Annotated in this window: 15 protein-coding genes and 1 tRNA gene; 6 read left to right on the forward strand and 10 right to left on the reverse strand. The window is 64.1% G+C overall.

What is annotated here, in order from left to right; translation table 11 throughout:
- Positions 1-17: 17 nt before the first annotated feature.
- The 9 genes from AC5RU3_RS06995 to AC5RU3_RS07035 form a co-directional block, all read right to left on the reverse strand.
- A tRNA-Pro gene (locus AC5RU3_RS06995) sits at positions 18-91 on the reverse strand.
- A 95-nt stretch (positions 92-186) separates the two neighbouring features.
- Positions 187-1,719 carry a ribosome biogenesis GTPase Der gene (gene der / locus AC5RU3_RS07000; RefSeq protein WP_309071167.1) on the reverse strand — a complete coding sequence of 511 codons (1,533 nt, stop codon included), beginning with the start codon at positions 1,717-1,719 and terminating at the stop codon, positions 187-189.
- Positions 1,720-1,736: 17 nt separating this feature from the next.
- A complete protein-coding gene (gene cmk / locus AC5RU3_RS07005; protein WP_309071168.1) occupies positions 1,737-2,435 on the reverse strand; it encodes a (d)CMP kinase in 699 nt (232 codons plus the stop codon).
- Positions 2,432-3,544, reverse strand: coding sequence for a prephenate dehydrogenase (locus tag AC5RU3_RS07010; protein ID WP_493965116.1), 1,113 nt, complete (start codon positions 3,542-3,544; stop codon positions 2,432-2,434). Before AC5RU3_RS07010 ends, cmk begins: the two co-directional genes overlap by 4 nt.
- Positions 3,545-3,547: 3 nt before the next feature.
- A complete protein-coding gene (locus AC5RU3_RS07015; RefSeq protein WP_493965117.1) occupies positions 3,548-4,588 on the reverse strand; it encodes a pseudouridine synthase in 1,041 nt (346 codons plus the stop codon).
- Between the two features lie 23 nt (positions 4,589-4,611).
- Complete coding sequence (scpB, locus tag AC5RU3_RS07020) at positions 4,612-5,271, reverse strand: SMC-Scp complex subunit ScpB (protein WP_375164832.1); 660 nt, start codon at positions 5,269-5,271, stop codon at positions 4,612-4,614.
- Entirely contained in the window at positions 5,255-6,181 is a 927-nt protein-coding gene (locus AC5RU3_RS07025; RefSeq protein ID WP_309071171.1) for a segregation and condensation protein A, read from the reverse strand. Before AC5RU3_RS07025 ends, scpB begins: the two co-directional genes overlap by 17 nt.
- Positions 6,182-6,197: 16 nt before the next feature.
- Entirely contained in the window at positions 6,198-7,085 is an 888-nt protein-coding gene (locus AC5RU3_RS07030) for a ParA family protein (RefSeq protein WP_493965118.1), read from the reverse strand.
- 252 nt (positions 7,086-7,337) lie between these two features.
- Positions 7,338-8,765, reverse strand: a complete 1,428-nt coding sequence (locus tag AC5RU3_RS07035; RefSeq protein WP_309071172.1) for a cation:dicarboxylate symporter family transporter — start codon at positions 8,763-8,765, stop codon at positions 7,338-7,340.
- Positions 8,766-8,936: 171 nt separating this feature from the next.
- Between AC5RU3_RS07035 and AC5RU3_RS07040 the strand changes: the two genes are divergently transcribed.
- Together AC5RU3_RS07040 and AC5RU3_RS07045 are read left to right on the forward strand one after the other, a co-directional pair.
- Positions 8,937-10,589, forward strand: coding sequence for a sensor histidine kinase (locus AC5RU3_RS07040; RefSeq protein ID WP_493965119.1), 1,653 nt, complete (start codon positions 8,937-8,939; stop codon positions 10,587-10,589).
- Positions 10,582-11,298, forward strand: a complete 717-nt coding sequence (locus tag AC5RU3_RS07045; protein WP_309071174.1) for a response regulator — start codon at positions 10,582-10,584, stop codon at positions 11,296-11,298. The genes AC5RU3_RS07040 and AC5RU3_RS07045 overlap by 8 nt, the downstream gene beginning before the upstream one ends.
- Positions 11,299-11,301: 3 nt before the next feature.
- Here AC5RU3_RS07045 and AC5RU3_RS07050 read toward each other — a convergent pair whose 3' ends face one another.
- Positions 11,302-12,297 (reverse strand): sigma-70 family RNA polymerase sigma factor, encoded by a 996-nt coding sequence (locus tag AC5RU3_RS07050; protein WP_493965120.1) that lies wholly within the window; start codon positions 12,295-12,297, stop codon positions 11,302-11,304.
- 144 nt (positions 12,298-12,441) lie between these two features.
- Between AC5RU3_RS07050 and AC5RU3_RS07055 the strand changes: the two genes are divergently transcribed.
- The 4 genes from AC5RU3_RS07055 to prpB all read left to right on the forward strand — a co-directional run bounded on the left by AC5RU3_RS07055 (position 12,442) and on the right by prpB (position 16,134).
- Complete coding sequence (locus AC5RU3_RS07055) at positions 12,442-12,882, forward strand: VOC family protein (protein ID WP_309071176.1); 441 nt, start codon at positions 12,442-12,444, stop codon at positions 12,880-12,882.
- A gap of 164 nt (positions 12,883-13,046) precedes the next feature.
- Complete coding sequence (locus AC5RU3_RS07060) at positions 13,047-13,718, forward strand: GntR family transcriptional regulator (protein ID WP_309071177.1); 672 nt, start codon at positions 13,047-13,049, stop codon at positions 13,716-13,718.
- Positions 13,711-15,228: an MmgE/PrpD family protein gene (locus tag AC5RU3_RS07065; RefSeq protein WP_309071178.1), complete on the forward strand. Its 1,518-nt coding sequence runs from the start codon at positions 13,711-13,713 to the stop codon at positions 15,226-15,228. The genes AC5RU3_RS07060 and AC5RU3_RS07065 overlap by 8 nt, the downstream gene beginning before the upstream one ends.
- Positions 15,229-16,134: a methylisocitrate lyase gene (prpB, locus tag AC5RU3_RS07070; RefSeq protein WP_309071179.1), complete on the forward strand. Its 906-nt coding sequence runs from the start codon at positions 15,229-15,231 to the stop codon at positions 16,132-16,134.
- The last annotated feature ends 8 nt before the right edge of the window (positions 16,135-16,142 follow it).

The following is a 16,142-nucleotide window of genomic DNA, read 5'->3' on the forward strand; positions in this document are numbered from 1 at the left end:
CCGCCAAGCGTTATCTGTCGGGATGACAGGATTTGAACCTGCGACCCCTTGACCCCCAGTCAAGTGCGCTACCAAGCTGCGCCACATCCCGATCGGCGCGGACATCCGTCCGAACCACCTGAAGAATCCTATCCTATCGTTGCCCCGACAGACGAACCGACGCTCCCCGGATAGGTCCTCAGACGTCTACTTCTTACGGCCGCGCTTCTCGCGAACGCGCATGCTGACCTCAATGGGTGTTCCTTCAAACCCGAACGTCTCCCGCAGACGGCGGGTGATGAACCGGCGGTACCCCGGATCGAGGAACCCCGTGGTGAAGAGAACAAAGCGCGGGGGACGGGAGGAAGCCTGTGTGCCGAAGAGGATGCGAGGCTGCTTACCTCCGCGTACCGGGTGGGGATGCGCGGCAACGAGTTCTCCGAGGAAGGCGTTCAGCTTGCCCGTCGGAATGCGCTTGTCCCAAGACTCCAGCGCACGGTCAAGAGCGGGCACCAGACGGTCCTTGTGCCAGCCGGTCTTCGCCGAGATGTTCACGCGGGGTGCCCACTCGACGTGCGCCAGGTCCTGCTCGATTTCCCGTTCCAGGTAACGACGGCGTTCGTCGTCGAGCAGGTCCCACTTGTTGAAAGCGAGAACCAGCGCGCGACCGGATTCAATCGCGAGGTTCAGAATGCGCACATCCTGCTCGCTCAGCACCTCGTCAACAGCAAGGAGGACGACGGCGACCTCCGCCTTCTCCAGCGCGGACTGGGTCCGCAGCGAAGCGTAGAAGTCCGCGCCCTGCTGCATGTGCACGCGACGGCGGATGCCGGCCGTGTCGACGAAGCGCCACACCCGTCCACCGAGCTCGATCATCTCGTCGACGGGGTCGCGGGTGGTGCCGGCCAGCGGGTCGACGACGACACGCTCGGACCCAGCCAGCTTGTTCAGCAGCGACGACTTGCCGACGTTCGGGCGGCCAATCAGCGCGACGCGGCGCGGACCGCCTGAGCGCTCCAGCCCGCCGTGCTCAGAGAACTCGGGCATGATCTCAACGGCTTTGTCCAGCATGTCCGCCGTACCGCGGCCGTGCAGTGCCGAGACCGGCATCGGCTCACCGAGACCAAGTGCCCACAGCGCAGCGGCGTCTGCTTCGTTCTGGATGTCGTCGACCTTGTTCGCCACAAGGATCACGGGCTTCTTCTTGCGCCGCAGCATCCGCACCACGGCTTCATCGGTAGCTGTCGCGCCAACAGTTGCGTCCACGACCAGCAGCACAGCATCCGCCAGATCGACGGCGGCCTCGGCCTGGTCGGCAACGCGCGCATGGATGCCGCGGGCGTCGTGCTCCCAACCACCGGTGTCGACAAGCGTGAAGTTGGTGCCGTTCCAGGTTGCCGAGTACATGACGCGGTCACGGGTGACGCCCGGGGTATCCTCTACGACAGCCTCGCGACGCCCCAGGATGCGGTTCACCAGCGTGGACTTGCCCACGTTCGGCCGACCGACGATTGCGAGGACCGGATCGAGCCGGACCGGGGCGTCGTCGTCGTAATCTCCCAACTCCTGCGCCAGGAGGGCGGCGTCCTCCTCGTCCAGTTCATAGTCCTCCAGACCGGCGCGCAGCGACGCTGCGCGGCGCTCAGCCTCAGCGTCATCCAGGGCATGGATGTGCTCGGCTACGGAGTCTTCGCCCGTGGGCTCGTACTCTTCCTCAAGTCCGGTCTGGTTTTCGCTCATATTCGCGATCCTTCGTTTTATTGGTGGGCGACGGTGCGAACTACGTCGAGCACCGCCGTCACTGTCTGCTCGAAATCCAGGTCCGACGAGTCAACGGTTACTACGCCGTTGGCGGCCTGCTGAAAATTGACCACTGACGAGTCCTTGGCATCGCGTGCCAGGACCTGCTGCTTGAGCTGCTCCGCAGTCTGGCTACCGCCGAGCTGGTCCCCGCGCCGCCGCAGCCGTGCTTCCTCGCTTGCGGTCAGGAGGATGCGCACCTCGGCGTCGGGCGCGACGACGGTGGTTATGTCCCTGCCCTCGGCCACAATGCGGTGGTGCGAGTCAGAGATGATCTGCCGCTGCCGGCGGATGAGCTCGCTGCGGGCTCCAAGGGTTGTGGCGACCGCGCTGACGGCCTGCGTGACACGCGGTTCCCGGATTGCGTCGGTGACGTCAATCCCGCTGATCAGCACCGATTCGGTGTCCGGGCGGGTGCTGATGGACAGGTCCAGCTCGCGCGAGGCACGCTCCACTGCACCGGCGTCGGACAGGTCCACGCCCTTTTCGAGGCAATGCAGGGTCACCGCGCGGTACATGGCTCCGGTGTCCAGGTACGCCGCATGAAGCTGGCGGGCAGTCTCCCGACTGACGCTGGACTTACCCGAACCGGACGGCCCGTCGATGGCCACGACCAGGGACTTTCCCAGTCGGAAGTGGGCGAGAGATGCGGTCACTGAACTACCTTCCATCCGCGGTTGGTGAGGAACTCAGTCAGCTCGTGCCGCTTGCCGGGCAGCACGGATATTTCAGCCAACCCCACCTGCCGCTCGGGCGAATGTTCCAGCCTCAGGTCCTCAAGGTTGATGCCGGTGTCACCGATCTCGGTGAGCAGTCGGGCAATCTGCCCCGGAATGTCATCCACCAGCACGGTGAGCCTGGCGAACGCTTCCGGCGGCGTGCCGTGCTTCCCGGGGATGCGCGCCTGCCCGATGTTGCCCTCGGCCATCAGCTGCGCCATGTCCAGCCGTGCGCCTTCACCCAGCGGGTTCTCAAGAGTGCCGATCAGCCGGTTGAGGTCTTCACGCACTCCATACAGGATGTCCACCAGGCGGCTCGCGTTGGCGGACAGGATCTGCACCCACAACCGGGGATCACTGGCGGCAATCCGGGTCACGTCCCGCAGGCCGTTTCCGGCCAGCGAAAGGGCATGGGCGGGGGTGTCCTGCAGCCGGCTCGCCAGCAGCGACGACAGCACCTGGGGCAGGTGAGAGATGACCGCTACAGACTGGTCATGTTCCTCCGCGGACATGCGGGAGACGACCGCGCCGAGGTCGATCGCCAGCGCCTCGGCGATGCGCACCGCCTCCGGGTCGCTCAGCGGAGAAGCGCAGATCACCCATGGCATGGAGGTGAACAGCTCGGCGCGGGCAGCTACCGGCCCCGACTTCTCCCGCCCCGCCATGGGATGGGTGCCTACGTAGCGCGGGAGGGCGGCGTCGTCGACTGTTTCTGCTACTGATTTCAGCACTGCGTCCTTGACGCTTGCGATGTCGACGACGACGGCGGCCGGGTAGGCTGCCAGAGCCTCAGAGACCAGCGCGCCGGTTACGTCCGGCGGCGCGGCGACCACTACAAGCTGCGGCGAAAACGTCGAATCGGCCGGGTCGAGCGGACGGCCGGCGCCGATGTCCTGTGCAACAGCTTGCGTGGACGGCGAGATGTCGGAGAGCACGACGTCGATCCCCCGCGCGCGCAGACCAAGCCCGATGCTGGCGCCGAGCAAACCTGTGCCGATGACCAGCACAGGCCCGGACAGGTGTGTGCCGCCGTTTGTCACGGTCATCGGCTACATCTCCACGGCGGCCAGGAGGTGCCCGACTTCCTGACGGCCGAGAACGCGGATGCTTCCCTGGCGCTGATCGCCTACACGGATAGGACCGAACTGCGTACGAACCAGACGCTCGACCGGGTGGCCGACGGCGTCGAACAAGCGACGGACCACGCGGTTACGGCCGGAGTGGAGCACGACCTCGACGAGTACGTGCCCGGGGGTGGAATCGACCAGGCGGAACGAGTCAACCTTCGCGATACCGTCCTCCAGCTCGATGCCCTGCTTCATCTGTGCGCCGATGCCGTGCGCCATGGGTCCGCGGACCTGCACCAGGTAGGTTTTGGGAACCTCGAAGGAAGGGTGCGTGAGGCGGTTGGTCAGCTCGCCGTCGTTGGTCAGCAGCAGCAGGCCTTCAGTGGCGGCGTCCAGACGACCGATGTGGAAGAGACGCTCACCCTTGCGGTTTTTCAGGTAGTCGCTGATGCATGGTCGGCCCTCCGGGTCCTCCATGGTGGAGACAACACCCTTGGGCTTGTTGAATGCGTAGTAGACCATGGTCTCGTTCAGCTGCAGACGGATGCCGTCGACATGGATCACAGCGCTCGACGCGTCCACGCGGACTCCCAGGTCCGTCACGATGCTGCCGTCGACCTCAACACGGCCGTCCCGGATCATGTCCTCGCACACGCGGCGCGATGCGACGCCGGCCGAGGCCATGACCTTCTGCAGACGGACACCATCGGGATCGTGCACGTCGAGGCGGTCAACCGGCGGAGCCTTGGGACGCCGCGGACGGTGCACGGCGCCAAGGTTGCGGCCGAACCGTTCCTTGCCGAAGGGTGCAGCACCGGCGGATGCGCCCTTCTGACCGCTCCGCGCTGCCTTGGGCGCACCCCCCTTGCCTGCACCAGCGGCACCCTTGGCGCCGGCGGTACCCTTTCCGGCACGCGAAGGCTTTCCGGCACCGGCGTCTCTGCCTGTCTTTCCCGCAGGGTCAGAGGCAGGGTTACGGCCGGCGCGGTTCCTTCCGGATCCGGGGCGAGGCGCCTGTGTCATTGAAAATCCTTAGCTGTTGTACATCAGTACGTGGTGTCGTCGAAGTCCTGGAGGTTTTCCAGTCCGGGCAGGTGCGGAGAAAGCTTGGGCAGGTCGGCAACGGTGCCAATACCCAATCTTTCCAGAAAAAGCGGTGTAGTTCCGTAGAGCACCGCTCCGGTCTCGGGATCGGTGGCCACGTCGGAGATGAGTCCGCGTTGAACAAGGGTGCGAACCACCGAGTCAACGTTCACTCCGCGGATCGCTGAGACCCGCGAGCGTGCAACCGGCTGCCGGTAAGCGATGACTGCGAGAGTCTCCAGCGCGGCCTGGGAAAGCCGGGCGCTTTGACCGTCAAGGACAAACCGTCCGACGACGGCCGCGAACTCGCTCCGTGTGTAGAACCGCCACCCGCCGGCGACATTTCGGAGCTCGATACCCCGACGCCGGGTTGGACCGGTATCCGGGCCCTGACCAGTATAGCCGTCATACTCGTCCTTCAGTTCCGCGAGCGCTTCCCGCACCTTATCCACGGGGACCTGCAAGGCGGTAGCCAGCTCCAGATCGGTCACCGGTTCCTCGACGACGAGGAGCACGGCTTCCACCGCCGCAGGCACTCCCCCAGGAAGTGAGTCGACGTCCGGACCCTGCGGTTCTTCCGCCGCTGCAGCGTCTCCGGGGGGTTTCTCAGTGTGCTCGCTCACGGTCTCCTCCTTCAGCGTCTTCTTCTGCAACGGGCAGGACAGCTTGATCCTGATCGTCCCTGTCGTATTCCTCGCTGATGCTCACCGCTGACCACTCACGTTCACCGGCGGACCAACGGACTGTCAGCTCTCCCAGCGGCGCCGCCTGATCCATGGTGATCACCATGTCGCGGAACATCTCGAGCAGGGCGAGGAACCGGGCCACAACGACAAGAAGGGAGTCCGCGTCGTCGGTGAGCTGTCGAAACGACAGCACGCCCTGTTCCTGCAGCCGCCGCCCGATGATGTCTGCCTGCTCGCGGACGCTGACGGCCGGTGCATGCAGGTGGCCTATCCCGACTTCCGTCGGGGCCGGTTCCCGGGGCTCCAACGCCTTCGCTGCCACTGCCGCAAAGTCCGACGGCGACATCCGCCACGTCAGTTCAGGCATCATCGCTGCGAACTGAGGCTCCAGAGCCACCTGCCGCGGGAAGCGGGCGGCCTCCTCGGCCAGACGCGTTCCGAGTTGGCGGGCAATCTCTTTGAAGGCCTTGTACTGCAGGAGCCGCGCGAACAGGAGATCCCGCGCTTCAAGCAGCGCGATGTCCTCCTCATCCTCAACTTCGCCCGAGGGCAGCAGCCGTGCCGCTTTGAGATCAAGGAGCGTTGCGGCTATCACCAGGAATTCACTGGCTTCGTCGAGGGAGAAGCTGTCCCCGGCCGCGCTGAAGGCACGGATGTAACCAATGAACTCGTCGGTGACCTTCGCGAGGGCGATCTCCGTGATGTTCAATTCATGTTTGGAGATAAGGCTCAGCAGCAGATCGAACGGACCGTTGAAGTTCTCGAGCCGGACTTCGAACCGCCCTGCCTTCTCCGTTCCAGGCAGCGCGGCTGGGGCGCCGCCGTCGTCGTAAGCGTCCTGCGCCATCGGGCGGAGGAGCGGACTACGGTGCGCCGCCGCGGGAAATCAGTTCCCGGGCGAGGTTGCGGTACGCGTCCGCTCCGGAGTGATTGCCGGCGTAGGTGGTGATCGGCTCGGCGGCAACTGTGGCGTCGGCGAATTTGATGGTGCGCTTGATCACCGTCTCGAAGACCTTGTCACCGAATGCCTCAACGAGGCGCGCGATCACTTCACGGCTGTGAAGGGTACGGGCGTCATACATGGTCGCCAGGACGCCGTCCACCTGCAGGCGCGGGTTCAGGCGGTCCTGGACTTTCTCGATGGTCTCGACCAGCAGCGCAACGGCACGCAGGGCGAAGAACTCACAGATCAGCGGGATGATGACGCCGTGGGCAGCGGTCAGCGCATTCACTGTCAGGAGGCCGAGCGAGGGCTGGCAGTCAATGAGAACGACGTCATAGTTATCCTCGACCTTCCGCAGTGCGCGGTCCAGGACCTGCTCGCGGGCCACTTCGTTGACAAGCTGCACTTCAGCGGCCGACAGGTCGATGTTCGCGGGCAGAAGGTCGATGTTCTCGACGCCGGTGTGCTGGATGGCGTCTTCAATGTTGACCTTGCGGTCCATCAGGACGTTGTAGACGGTGACATCAAGCTCGTGCGGGTTGGTGCCCAGCCCTGCAGAGAGCGCGCCCTGGGGGTCAAAGTCCACGAGGAGGACGCGGCGGCCTGCTTCGGCGAGCGCAGCGCCAAGGTTGATAGTCGACGTGGTCTTGCCGACGCCGCCCTTCTGGTTCACCATGGCGATGACACGGGCCGGCCCGTGGGAGGCCAGGACCGGTGGTTCGGGGAATTCTGTGACCGGACGTCCGGTGGGGCCAATCTCTGAGTCGGTTGCGTCCTTCAGAGTTGTGGAACCCTGTTCGCTACTCACGTATCTATCCACGCTTCCGTCTAGTGCTTGTCCAGTAACTGGTACTGCTCGCTTGCTTCACCACGTTACAACCGGTGTTCGGTTGATCAGTGGAAATACCCGGTGGCCGAACCGCGAGCCTTTAGTCTCAACCTGAGCTTCAACGTTGAGGGTTCTACCCCGCAGAATGACTTGGCAGGACACTCCCCTCTTGATGGTGCATCAGGGGTGTGTCCTGCCAAGTCATGGATGTGTCGACTCGTGCCGGGAAGGTCAGCGGGTGGCTGCTACCTTGTCTCCGTCGCGTCCGGCGAGGTGGCCCTCCGCAATGTCGGTCCTGGTCTCGGCGCCGTCTTCGACAGTGTCAGCGTGATCGTCCTCGAAGTGTCCGGCGCTCATGGTCGCTTCGTCGAACGGCAGACGGCCGGCGAGTACCTCGTCCACCTGACCGCGCTCGATTTCCTTGGTCCAGGTACCGATCAGCAGGGTGGCAACGGCGTTGCCCGTGAAGTTGGTCAGGGCGCGTGCTTCCGACATGAAGCGGTCGATGCCGACGATGAGGCCGACGCCGTCCACGAGGTCGGGGCGGTGTGATTGAAGGCCGCCTGCCAGGGTTGCCAGGCCGGCGCCTGTGACGCCGGCAGCGCCCTTTGAAGCGATGATCATGAAGATCAGGAGCGAGATCTGCTCGCCCAGGGCCAGCGGGGTACCCAGTGCGGAGGCCACGAAGAGCGAGGCCATGGTGAGGTAGATCGCGGTGCCGTCGAGGTTGAAGGAGTAGCCGGTGGGAACCGTGACGCCGACTACCGGCTTGGAGACGCCGAGGTGCTCCATCTTGGCGATGAGGCGCGGAAGCGCTGCTTCCGAGGATGACGTCGAGAAGATCAGCAGGTACTCGCGGGCCAGGTACTTCATCAGCTTGAAGATGTTGATGCCGGTGACCATCTTGAGCAGCCCACCGAGGATGACCACGATGAAGATGATGCAGGTGACGTAGAACGCGGCCATCAGGGTGAACATGCTGACGATGGCCTGGACGCCGGTTTCACCGACGACGGCGGCGATGGCACCGAATGCTCCGATCGGAGCGAGCCACATGACCATGATGAGGATGCGGAACACGAGGGCCTGGATGTGGCCGATGCCGCGGAGGACCGGCTTGCCGGCGGTTCCCATTTTCTGCAGCGCGAAACCGACGAGCAGGGCTACGAAGAGGGTCTGCAGAATGCTGGTTCCGGTGAGTGAGGACAGCAGGGTGTCCGGGATGATGCCGAGCAGGAAGTCGACGGTGCCTTCCGACTTCGTGTCATCGGTCTCATAGCTGGCACCGGAAATATCCAGGCCTTCACCGGGCTGGATGATGTTGCCGACCACCAGGCCGATGGCGAGCGCAAAGGTGGACATCAGCATGAAGTAGCCGAGTGCAAGTCCGCCGACCTTGCCGACCGTGGCGGCCTTGGCGATGGATCCGATACCGAGCACGATGGTGCAGAAGATGATCGGTGCGATCATCATCTTGATCAGGCCGATGAAGGCAGTGCCGATGGGCTTCATCGACTTGGCCACCTCCGGCGCGACGAGACCCAGGATGGCGCCGAGGATGACGGCGGCGATGACCGCAATGTAGAGGGTGTGGGTCTTATCCACCCTCTTACGGGGCTTGTCGACCGAAGCGGCAGACTGTGCAGGCATCTTCGCCATGCTGTTACTCCTTATGCTGGTAGGCGGCCCATCGGCCGGTTCCTATTCATCGTGGGCGATACAGTGATTTGGGTCACCATTGCGTTCATACTGTTCGCCGGCCCATGCAACCCAAGCTGAGCCGTCCGCAAATCCAGGACGGGAGCCGCAGGCGAAAGGAGTGGAAGACGCATGAGGAACTGGAGTTTGGCCCGGCAGTTCTTCATCGGGCAGCTCGTCTTCGTCCTCGCCCTGACGACCACCATCTCGTGGGTGCTTTACCTCGATGCCGAAGACAGCACGTTTGACGCAGCTTCCCAGCGCATGCTCGCGGTTGCAACGACCTTCGCGAATGATCCCTATGTACTGGAGGCGGTGCAGGCTCCGAAACCGTCCGACCTGCTGCAGCCTTATGCAGCGGAAGTGATGAATGATCTCGGAGTCGATTTCATCACCATCATGGATACCGACAGGACCAGGTATACCCACCGCAACATCAGCGAGATCGGTGGACGCTACATCGGGTCCGTCGACCAGGCGCTTGCCGGTAACCCGCATACAGAGGTATTTACCGGTACTCTCGGACCCTCGGTCAGGGCAATCGTTCCGATACGAGCAGAGGACGACGACGTCACCGCGCTCGTTTCTGCCGGCGTCACCGTGGATACGGTCTCCATCGCGCGCAACGCGCAGCTCCCCCTCGTCTGGCTCATTGCCGCCGGCGCCCTGACGGCCGGCACGATTGTCTCCCTGCTGCTCAGCCGTCATCTGCGCAGGGCAACCCTCGGCCTCGGCACCGAGCAGCTCTCCCGGATGTTCGTGTTCTACGACTCTGTGTTGCATTCAGTCCGGGACGGACTGGTACTGACCAACCTCCGCGGGGACCTCGTGCTCTACAACGATCAGGCCGCAGCGCTATTGAACCTGCCCTCCTCGGTTCCGGGCGAACCGAAGCCGGCCTCCGACGTCGGCCTCTCCCCCTCGATACAGGAGTTGTTGATGAGCGGACGCAGGGCAATGGATGAAATCCATGTCACTGACGATCGTGTGCTGGTAGTCAACCAGGAACCGGCCATCCCAGCGTCCGGAACGAAGCCGCTGGGAACGGTGACCACGATCCGCGACCACACCGAACTTGAGGCTCTCTCGGATGAAGTCCAGACCATGCGCACGTTGACCGAAGCACTGCGCGCCCAGACCCACGAGCACGCCAACCGGCTGCACACCATCGTGTCCCTGATTGAACTCGACCGGCGGTCGGACGCCCTTGAGTTCGCGACCCGAGACCTTCAGCAGTCCCAGCAACTCACCGATGAGGTGGTTGCGGCCATTGACGAACCCTTCATCACCGCACTGCTGGTCGGTAAGGCTGCGCAGGCCAATGAACGCGGACTGCAGCTGTCAATCGACGTACCTGAGACACTGGAAACCCGCGGAATGGACCCCAGGGATCTGGTCACGATCGTCGGTAACCTGCTGGACAACGCGTTCGACGCCGCCGCAGCTTCGGAAGACAGGTCCGTCTCCCTGTCCATCCACACTGCCGGTGAAGACGCCGACACTATCGTCATCGAGGTCAGCGACACCGGACCGGGCCTGGACGATGCACAACTCGGTAATGTCTTCACGCTCGGCTCCACTTCGAAGGGAGCGGCCGGAACCCGCGGACTGGGCCTGGCCCTGGTACGCCAGGCCGTGCACCGGTTAGGCGGAACCATCACCGTCTTGAACGACGGCGGCGCATGTTTCACTGTCCTTCTCCCGGCGGGCGCCTCCCCCCTTCCGGGCAGGCCGAATGAGCAGCCGGCCCAGCTGAGGACGCATGGAGAACTGCCGAATGGGTAGCAGCATCTCGAGCCACCCCATCCGGGTGCTGGTGGTGGAGGATGACCCCATTGCAGCCGAAGCGCATGCCCTGTACGTCCGCCGTCTTGAGGGGTTTGAGCTCGTCGGTACTGCAGGTACCGGCTCCGATGCCCTCGCCATGGTCCGCAGGCAGTCAGACGCAGGCGCCGAGACCATCGATCTGGTGCTGCTCGATATGAACCTTCCGGACCTGCATGGCCTTGACATCATCCGTCGGATCCGCGGCTCAGGCAGCACCGTGGACATCATCGCGATTACGGCCGTACGTGAGCTTGGAGTGGTCCGGTCTGCCATCTCATCAGGAATTGTGCAGTACCTGATCAAGCCGTTCACCTATTCGGCATTCAGCGAGAAGCTGGGCAACTACAGGCAGTTCCGGGAGAACCTGCAGGCGCAGGCTTCGTCCACCACGCAGTCAGAAGTCGACAATGCCCTCGCGGCCCTGCGTCCGCCGTCGCAGGGAAGCCTGCCCAAGGGATTATCCGAGGAGACTCTGCGCGCCGTCGTTTCCTTCCTGTCGACGGCGAGCGCCCCGGTTTCCGCGGTGGAGGTGGCATCGTCGCTGGAATTGTCCCGGGTGACAGCACGGCGGTATCTCGAGCACCTGGCCGACAATGGGTCGGCGCGTCGAATGCCGCGCTATGGAACGCGCGGACGGCCTGAACTGGAGTACAGCTGGGCCCGCTAGGGGCTAACGCTCGTCAACCCTGTCCGGAAGCCCGAACGCCGGGAACAGTTCCGGATACAGGAAGTTGTGGTGGCCCACGATGCGGCCATCTGCCGCCTCGATGACCTGAATAGCAAACGGCTCCCACAGACCAGGTTCCACAGGGTGATACGCGCCGAACCCTGCGGTTCCATTCACCGTCACGGGGATAAGGCGGCTGTCCTTGCACACGATTCCCTTGCCCAGGAACCACGCCGCGCAATCCTCCGGCCCACTGAGCCAGAGGTTGAACGGCGGCATCGACAGCACGGCATCATCCCGCAGCAGGGACACCAGCCGATCGATGTTGTACGTCTCGAAGGCTTCCACGTACTGCTCAAGCAGCACGGTGTGTTTGCTGTCCATGGTGGACATCAACGCCGGGCCCCGGCGCGCAGCGAGAGTCTTCCGCGCGCGCTGCAGGGCGCTGTTGACGGCGGCTACCGTCTGTTCCAGTAGATCGGCCGCCTCGCTGGCCTTCCAGGCGAGCACCTCACAGAGGATCAGCACCGACCGTTGCAGCGGCGGCAGGTGCTGCAACGCTGCCACAAAGGCGAGCCGGACTGACTCCTTGGCCAGGGCGATGTCGGCGGGGTCGGCGTTGAGATCAATGACCTTGCTGTCGGCGATGGGTTGGACGAACGCGCTTTCGGGCAGCGGCGCTCCGAGCACCGCTTCCGACGTGGGAGTCGCCGGACCTAACTCCATCGGCCGGGCACGCCGCTGCGGGCTGCGCAGCATGTCGATGCAGACGTTGTGGGCGATCTTGTAGAGCCACGTCCGGGTGGAGGAGCGCCCGTTAAAGTCGTTGCGGTTGTTCCATGCCTTGATCATGGTCTCCTGCACGGCATCTTCCGCTTCGGAGCCGGATCCCAGCATCCGATAGCAGTAGCCGGTCAGTTCCCTGCGGTAGCTTTCGAGGTCCTGGACTGACGTTCCTGAGGAAAGACCTACTTGTCCCGTCTCCATTGCTGGCTGCATGCCCTTCAGCGTATCGGCGGGAGCCGGGACAACACGAAGTTCGGCGGAAGTTTTCTTCGGAACCGATGATTTCCCGACGTCGCCGCCGTCTACTGGGTAAGCGAGCATTCACGCCGCCGAAACCCTCATCAAGGAGTGAGCACCATGACCACCAGCGTCTTCATCAACCTCCCCGTGAAGGACCTTCCGAAGTCGAAGGAGTTCTACACCAGCCTGGGCTGGAGCCTGAACCCGGCCTTCAGCGACGACAACGCCGGCTGCATCGTCATCAGCGACACCATCTATGTCATGATCCTGACGCACGAGCATTACCAGCAGTTCACCGACAAGCAGATCGCCGACACCTCAAACACCTCCGCCGTTCTCAATGCCATCAGCGTAGATACCCCCGAGGAAATCGACGGTTTGGTCGACCGGGCGATCGGCGCGGGTGCCGTGGAGGGCAAGCCGCAGGACTACGGCTTCATGCGTTCGCGTACCTTCGCCGACCCGGACGGCCATTCGTGGGAAGTCCTCTGGATGGACCCGATCGCCCAGACCGGCGACTGGGCGGCGGTGCAGGAGAAGTACCCGCAGGAGGCCTGAAAGGACCATCACCTGACGACGACGGCGGCACCGCCCGGACGGTGCCACCGTCGTTTGTCTGTATACAGAACCGGGAGGAAAATCCCTCTCTCGCACGCCTCCGTTGATCCTGCCCACTGCGTTGTATACATTGGAACAAGTGCGACGAGCGAAGGAGCAGGCAGATGCGGGCAAGTGACCGCGCCTACCAGGCGTTGCGCTCCGACATAATGGATTGGCGGCTTGCACCCGGTGCGGTGCTCGCCGAAGTTGAGCAGTCTGCCCGGCTCGGTGTCTCACGGACACCTCTCCGCGAGGCGCTCTCGCGGCTGACGGCGGAAGGGCTGACGGAAGCCCACGCCGGACGCGGCGTCGTCGTCAGCGAAGTCTCGCTGGAGAAAATTGCGGAGCTATTCGCCGTCCGAATTCCGCTGGACTGCACGGCCGCTGCCCTCGCGGCTGCTCACGGGGACCGGGAGTTGTTCGAAGGCTTGACCCTGCGGTTCGAATCGGCGTCGTCGCTCATCCGGAGCCCGGACACCGGACAGCGCCGGTACTACGAACTGGTCGCCGAACTGGACGCCGCCATTGACGCCGCCGCGGCGAATCCTTATCTCCTCCAGGCTCAGAAGCAGCTCCGCACGCACCTGAGCCGCGTACGCAGGCTGGCGCAGGATGACGTTGCACGCCTGACGGCCTCCGCAGCCGAACACGCACAGATCGCCAGATCAATCACGCAGGCCAACGGCGACCTCGCCGTTGCCTCCACCAAAGTCCACCTCCACAACAGCCTGCAGTATCTGCTCGCTGCACGAGCACACATCACCGCCACCCGAGAGGAAGCCCATCATGGTTGAGATTCATCCCGTCCGCGTGCACCGCAGCGAGGAAAACCTCCCCCGAAGCGGTCAACTTGCCTGGAAGATCGCCGAGGTTGCCACGGATCCGGTCGGGGTCGACGACGACGTCGCCGACATGGTGATCAACCGGATCATCGACAACGCCTCAGTCGCCATCGCCTCGCTGTCCCGTGCACCGATCGTCGCCGCGCGGGCGCAGGCGCTGAGCCACCCGGTCTCAGTCAACGGACGCGGCGCCACCCTCTTCGGAATCGGTGCGAAGAGTTCGCCCGAATGGGCTGCCTGGGCAAACGGCGTTGCAGTCCGTGAGCTCGACTACCATGACACCTTCCTCGCCGCCGACTACTCCCACCCGGGAGACAACATCCCGCCGATACTCGCAGTAGCCCAGCACACCGGCGCCTCGGGAGCCGACCTGCTCCGCGGCATCGCCACTGGATACGAGATCCAGGTGGACCTGGTCAAGGCAATCTGCCTGCACAAGCACAAGATCGACCATGTCGCGCATCTGGGCCCGTCCGCGGCGGCCGGCATCGGTACACTGCTGGGGCTCGACGCGGAGACCATCTTCCAGGCCGTAGGCCAGGCCCTGCACACGACGACGGCAACCCGCCAGTCCCGCAAGGGCGAGATCTCGACGTGGAAGGCGCATGCCCCGGCGTTCGCAGGCAAGATGGCCGTCGAAGCCGTGGACCGGGCCATGCGGGGGCAGACCTCCCCGACTCCGATCTATGAGGGCGAGGACGGCGTGATCGCCTGGTTGCTGGACGGCCCCGACGCCAGGTATGAGGTTCCGCTGCCCGCCGCCGGCGAACCGAAGCGGGCGATCCTGGACACCTACACCAAGGAACATTCTGCCGAGTACCAGGCCCAGGCCTGGATCGACCTCGCGCGCCGGCTGAACGCTGCCCATCCGGAGGTCACCGATCCGGCGCGGGTTGAATCCATCCGGATCCATACATCGCACCACACGCACTACGTGATCGGCTCCGGAGCGAACGACCCCCAGAAATATGATCCTGCCGCGTCCCGCGAGACGCTTGACCACTCAATTCCGTACATCTTCACGGTTGCGCTGCAGGACGGCCGCTGGCATCACGTCGATTCGTACGCCCCGGAAAGGGCCTCCCGCGCTGACACCGTTCAGCTGTGGCACAAGGTCACCACCGTGGAGGACCCGGAGTGGACCCGGCGCTACCATTCACTGGACATCAGCGAGAAAGCCTTCGGTGGACGGGTCGAGATCACCCTGGCCGACGGCACCGTCATCATCGATGAGATCGCCGTCGCCGATGCACATCCGCTCGGAGCACGCCCCTTCACACGTGAGCAGTACATCGGAAAGCTACGTACGCTCTCCGCCGGCGTGGTGAAGGACGCTGAGCTTGACCGGTTCCTCGACGCGGTACAGCGCCTGCCCGAGCTCACGCCCGACGAGCTCGACCAGCTGAACCTGGCCGCCGCCGTCGACCTCCTGGCAGCAGGATCACCGAAAGGACTGTTCTAGATGCTGTACTCCTCCGTAACGCCCGAGCAGAAGCGGAAGGTCCTGCGGGCCGGACTGGCAAGCGGCCGTCTCCAGCAATTTCCCGGGGCCTTTAATCCGCTGTCCGCGCGGCTGATCGAAGACAAGGAGTTCGACGGCGTCTACATCTCCGGCGCGGTCCTGGCGAACGACCTCGGTCTGCCGGATATTGGTCTGACGACCCTCACGGAAGTCACCACCCGGGCCGGCCAGATCGCCCGCATGACCGACCTCCCCGCGCTGGTGGACGCTGACACCGGTTTCGGCGAGCCGATGAACGTTGCCAGGACGGTCCAGGAGCTGGAAAACGCCGGCCTGGCAGGTTGCCACATTGAGGACCAGTACAACCCGAAACGGTGCGGTCATCTCGACGGCAAGAACGTTGTTGACGAAGACACCGCCGTCAAGCGCATCCGGGCAGCTGCCGATGCACGGCGTGATGGCAACTTCCTCATCATGGCCCGAACGGACATTCGCGGCACCGACACCCTCACTGCCGCGCAGGACCGGGCAAAAGCGCTGGTCGACGCCGGGGCAGACGCCATCTTCCCCGAGGCGATGCGGGACCTCACGGAATTCGAGGCCATTCGCCGGGCGGTCGATGTGCCGATCCTGGCGAACATGACCGAGTTCGGGAAGAGCGAGCTCTTCACTACTGCCGACCTTGAATCAGTGGGAGTGAACATGGTGATCTATCCGGTGACGCTGCTCCGTAGTGCGATGGGCGCGGCGGAGCGTACGCTGGAGACGATCAAGGCCGACGGCACCCAGGGGGCCGCCGTTGGCTCCATGCAGACCCGCGCACGGCTCTACGAGCTCGTCGATTACGAAGCGTACAACCGATTCGACACCTCAGTGTTCAACTTCCAGGTGCCCGGCGGACAGTGAGACACCCC

It is taken from the genome of Arthrobacter sp. MDB1-55 (assembly GCF_059092925.1).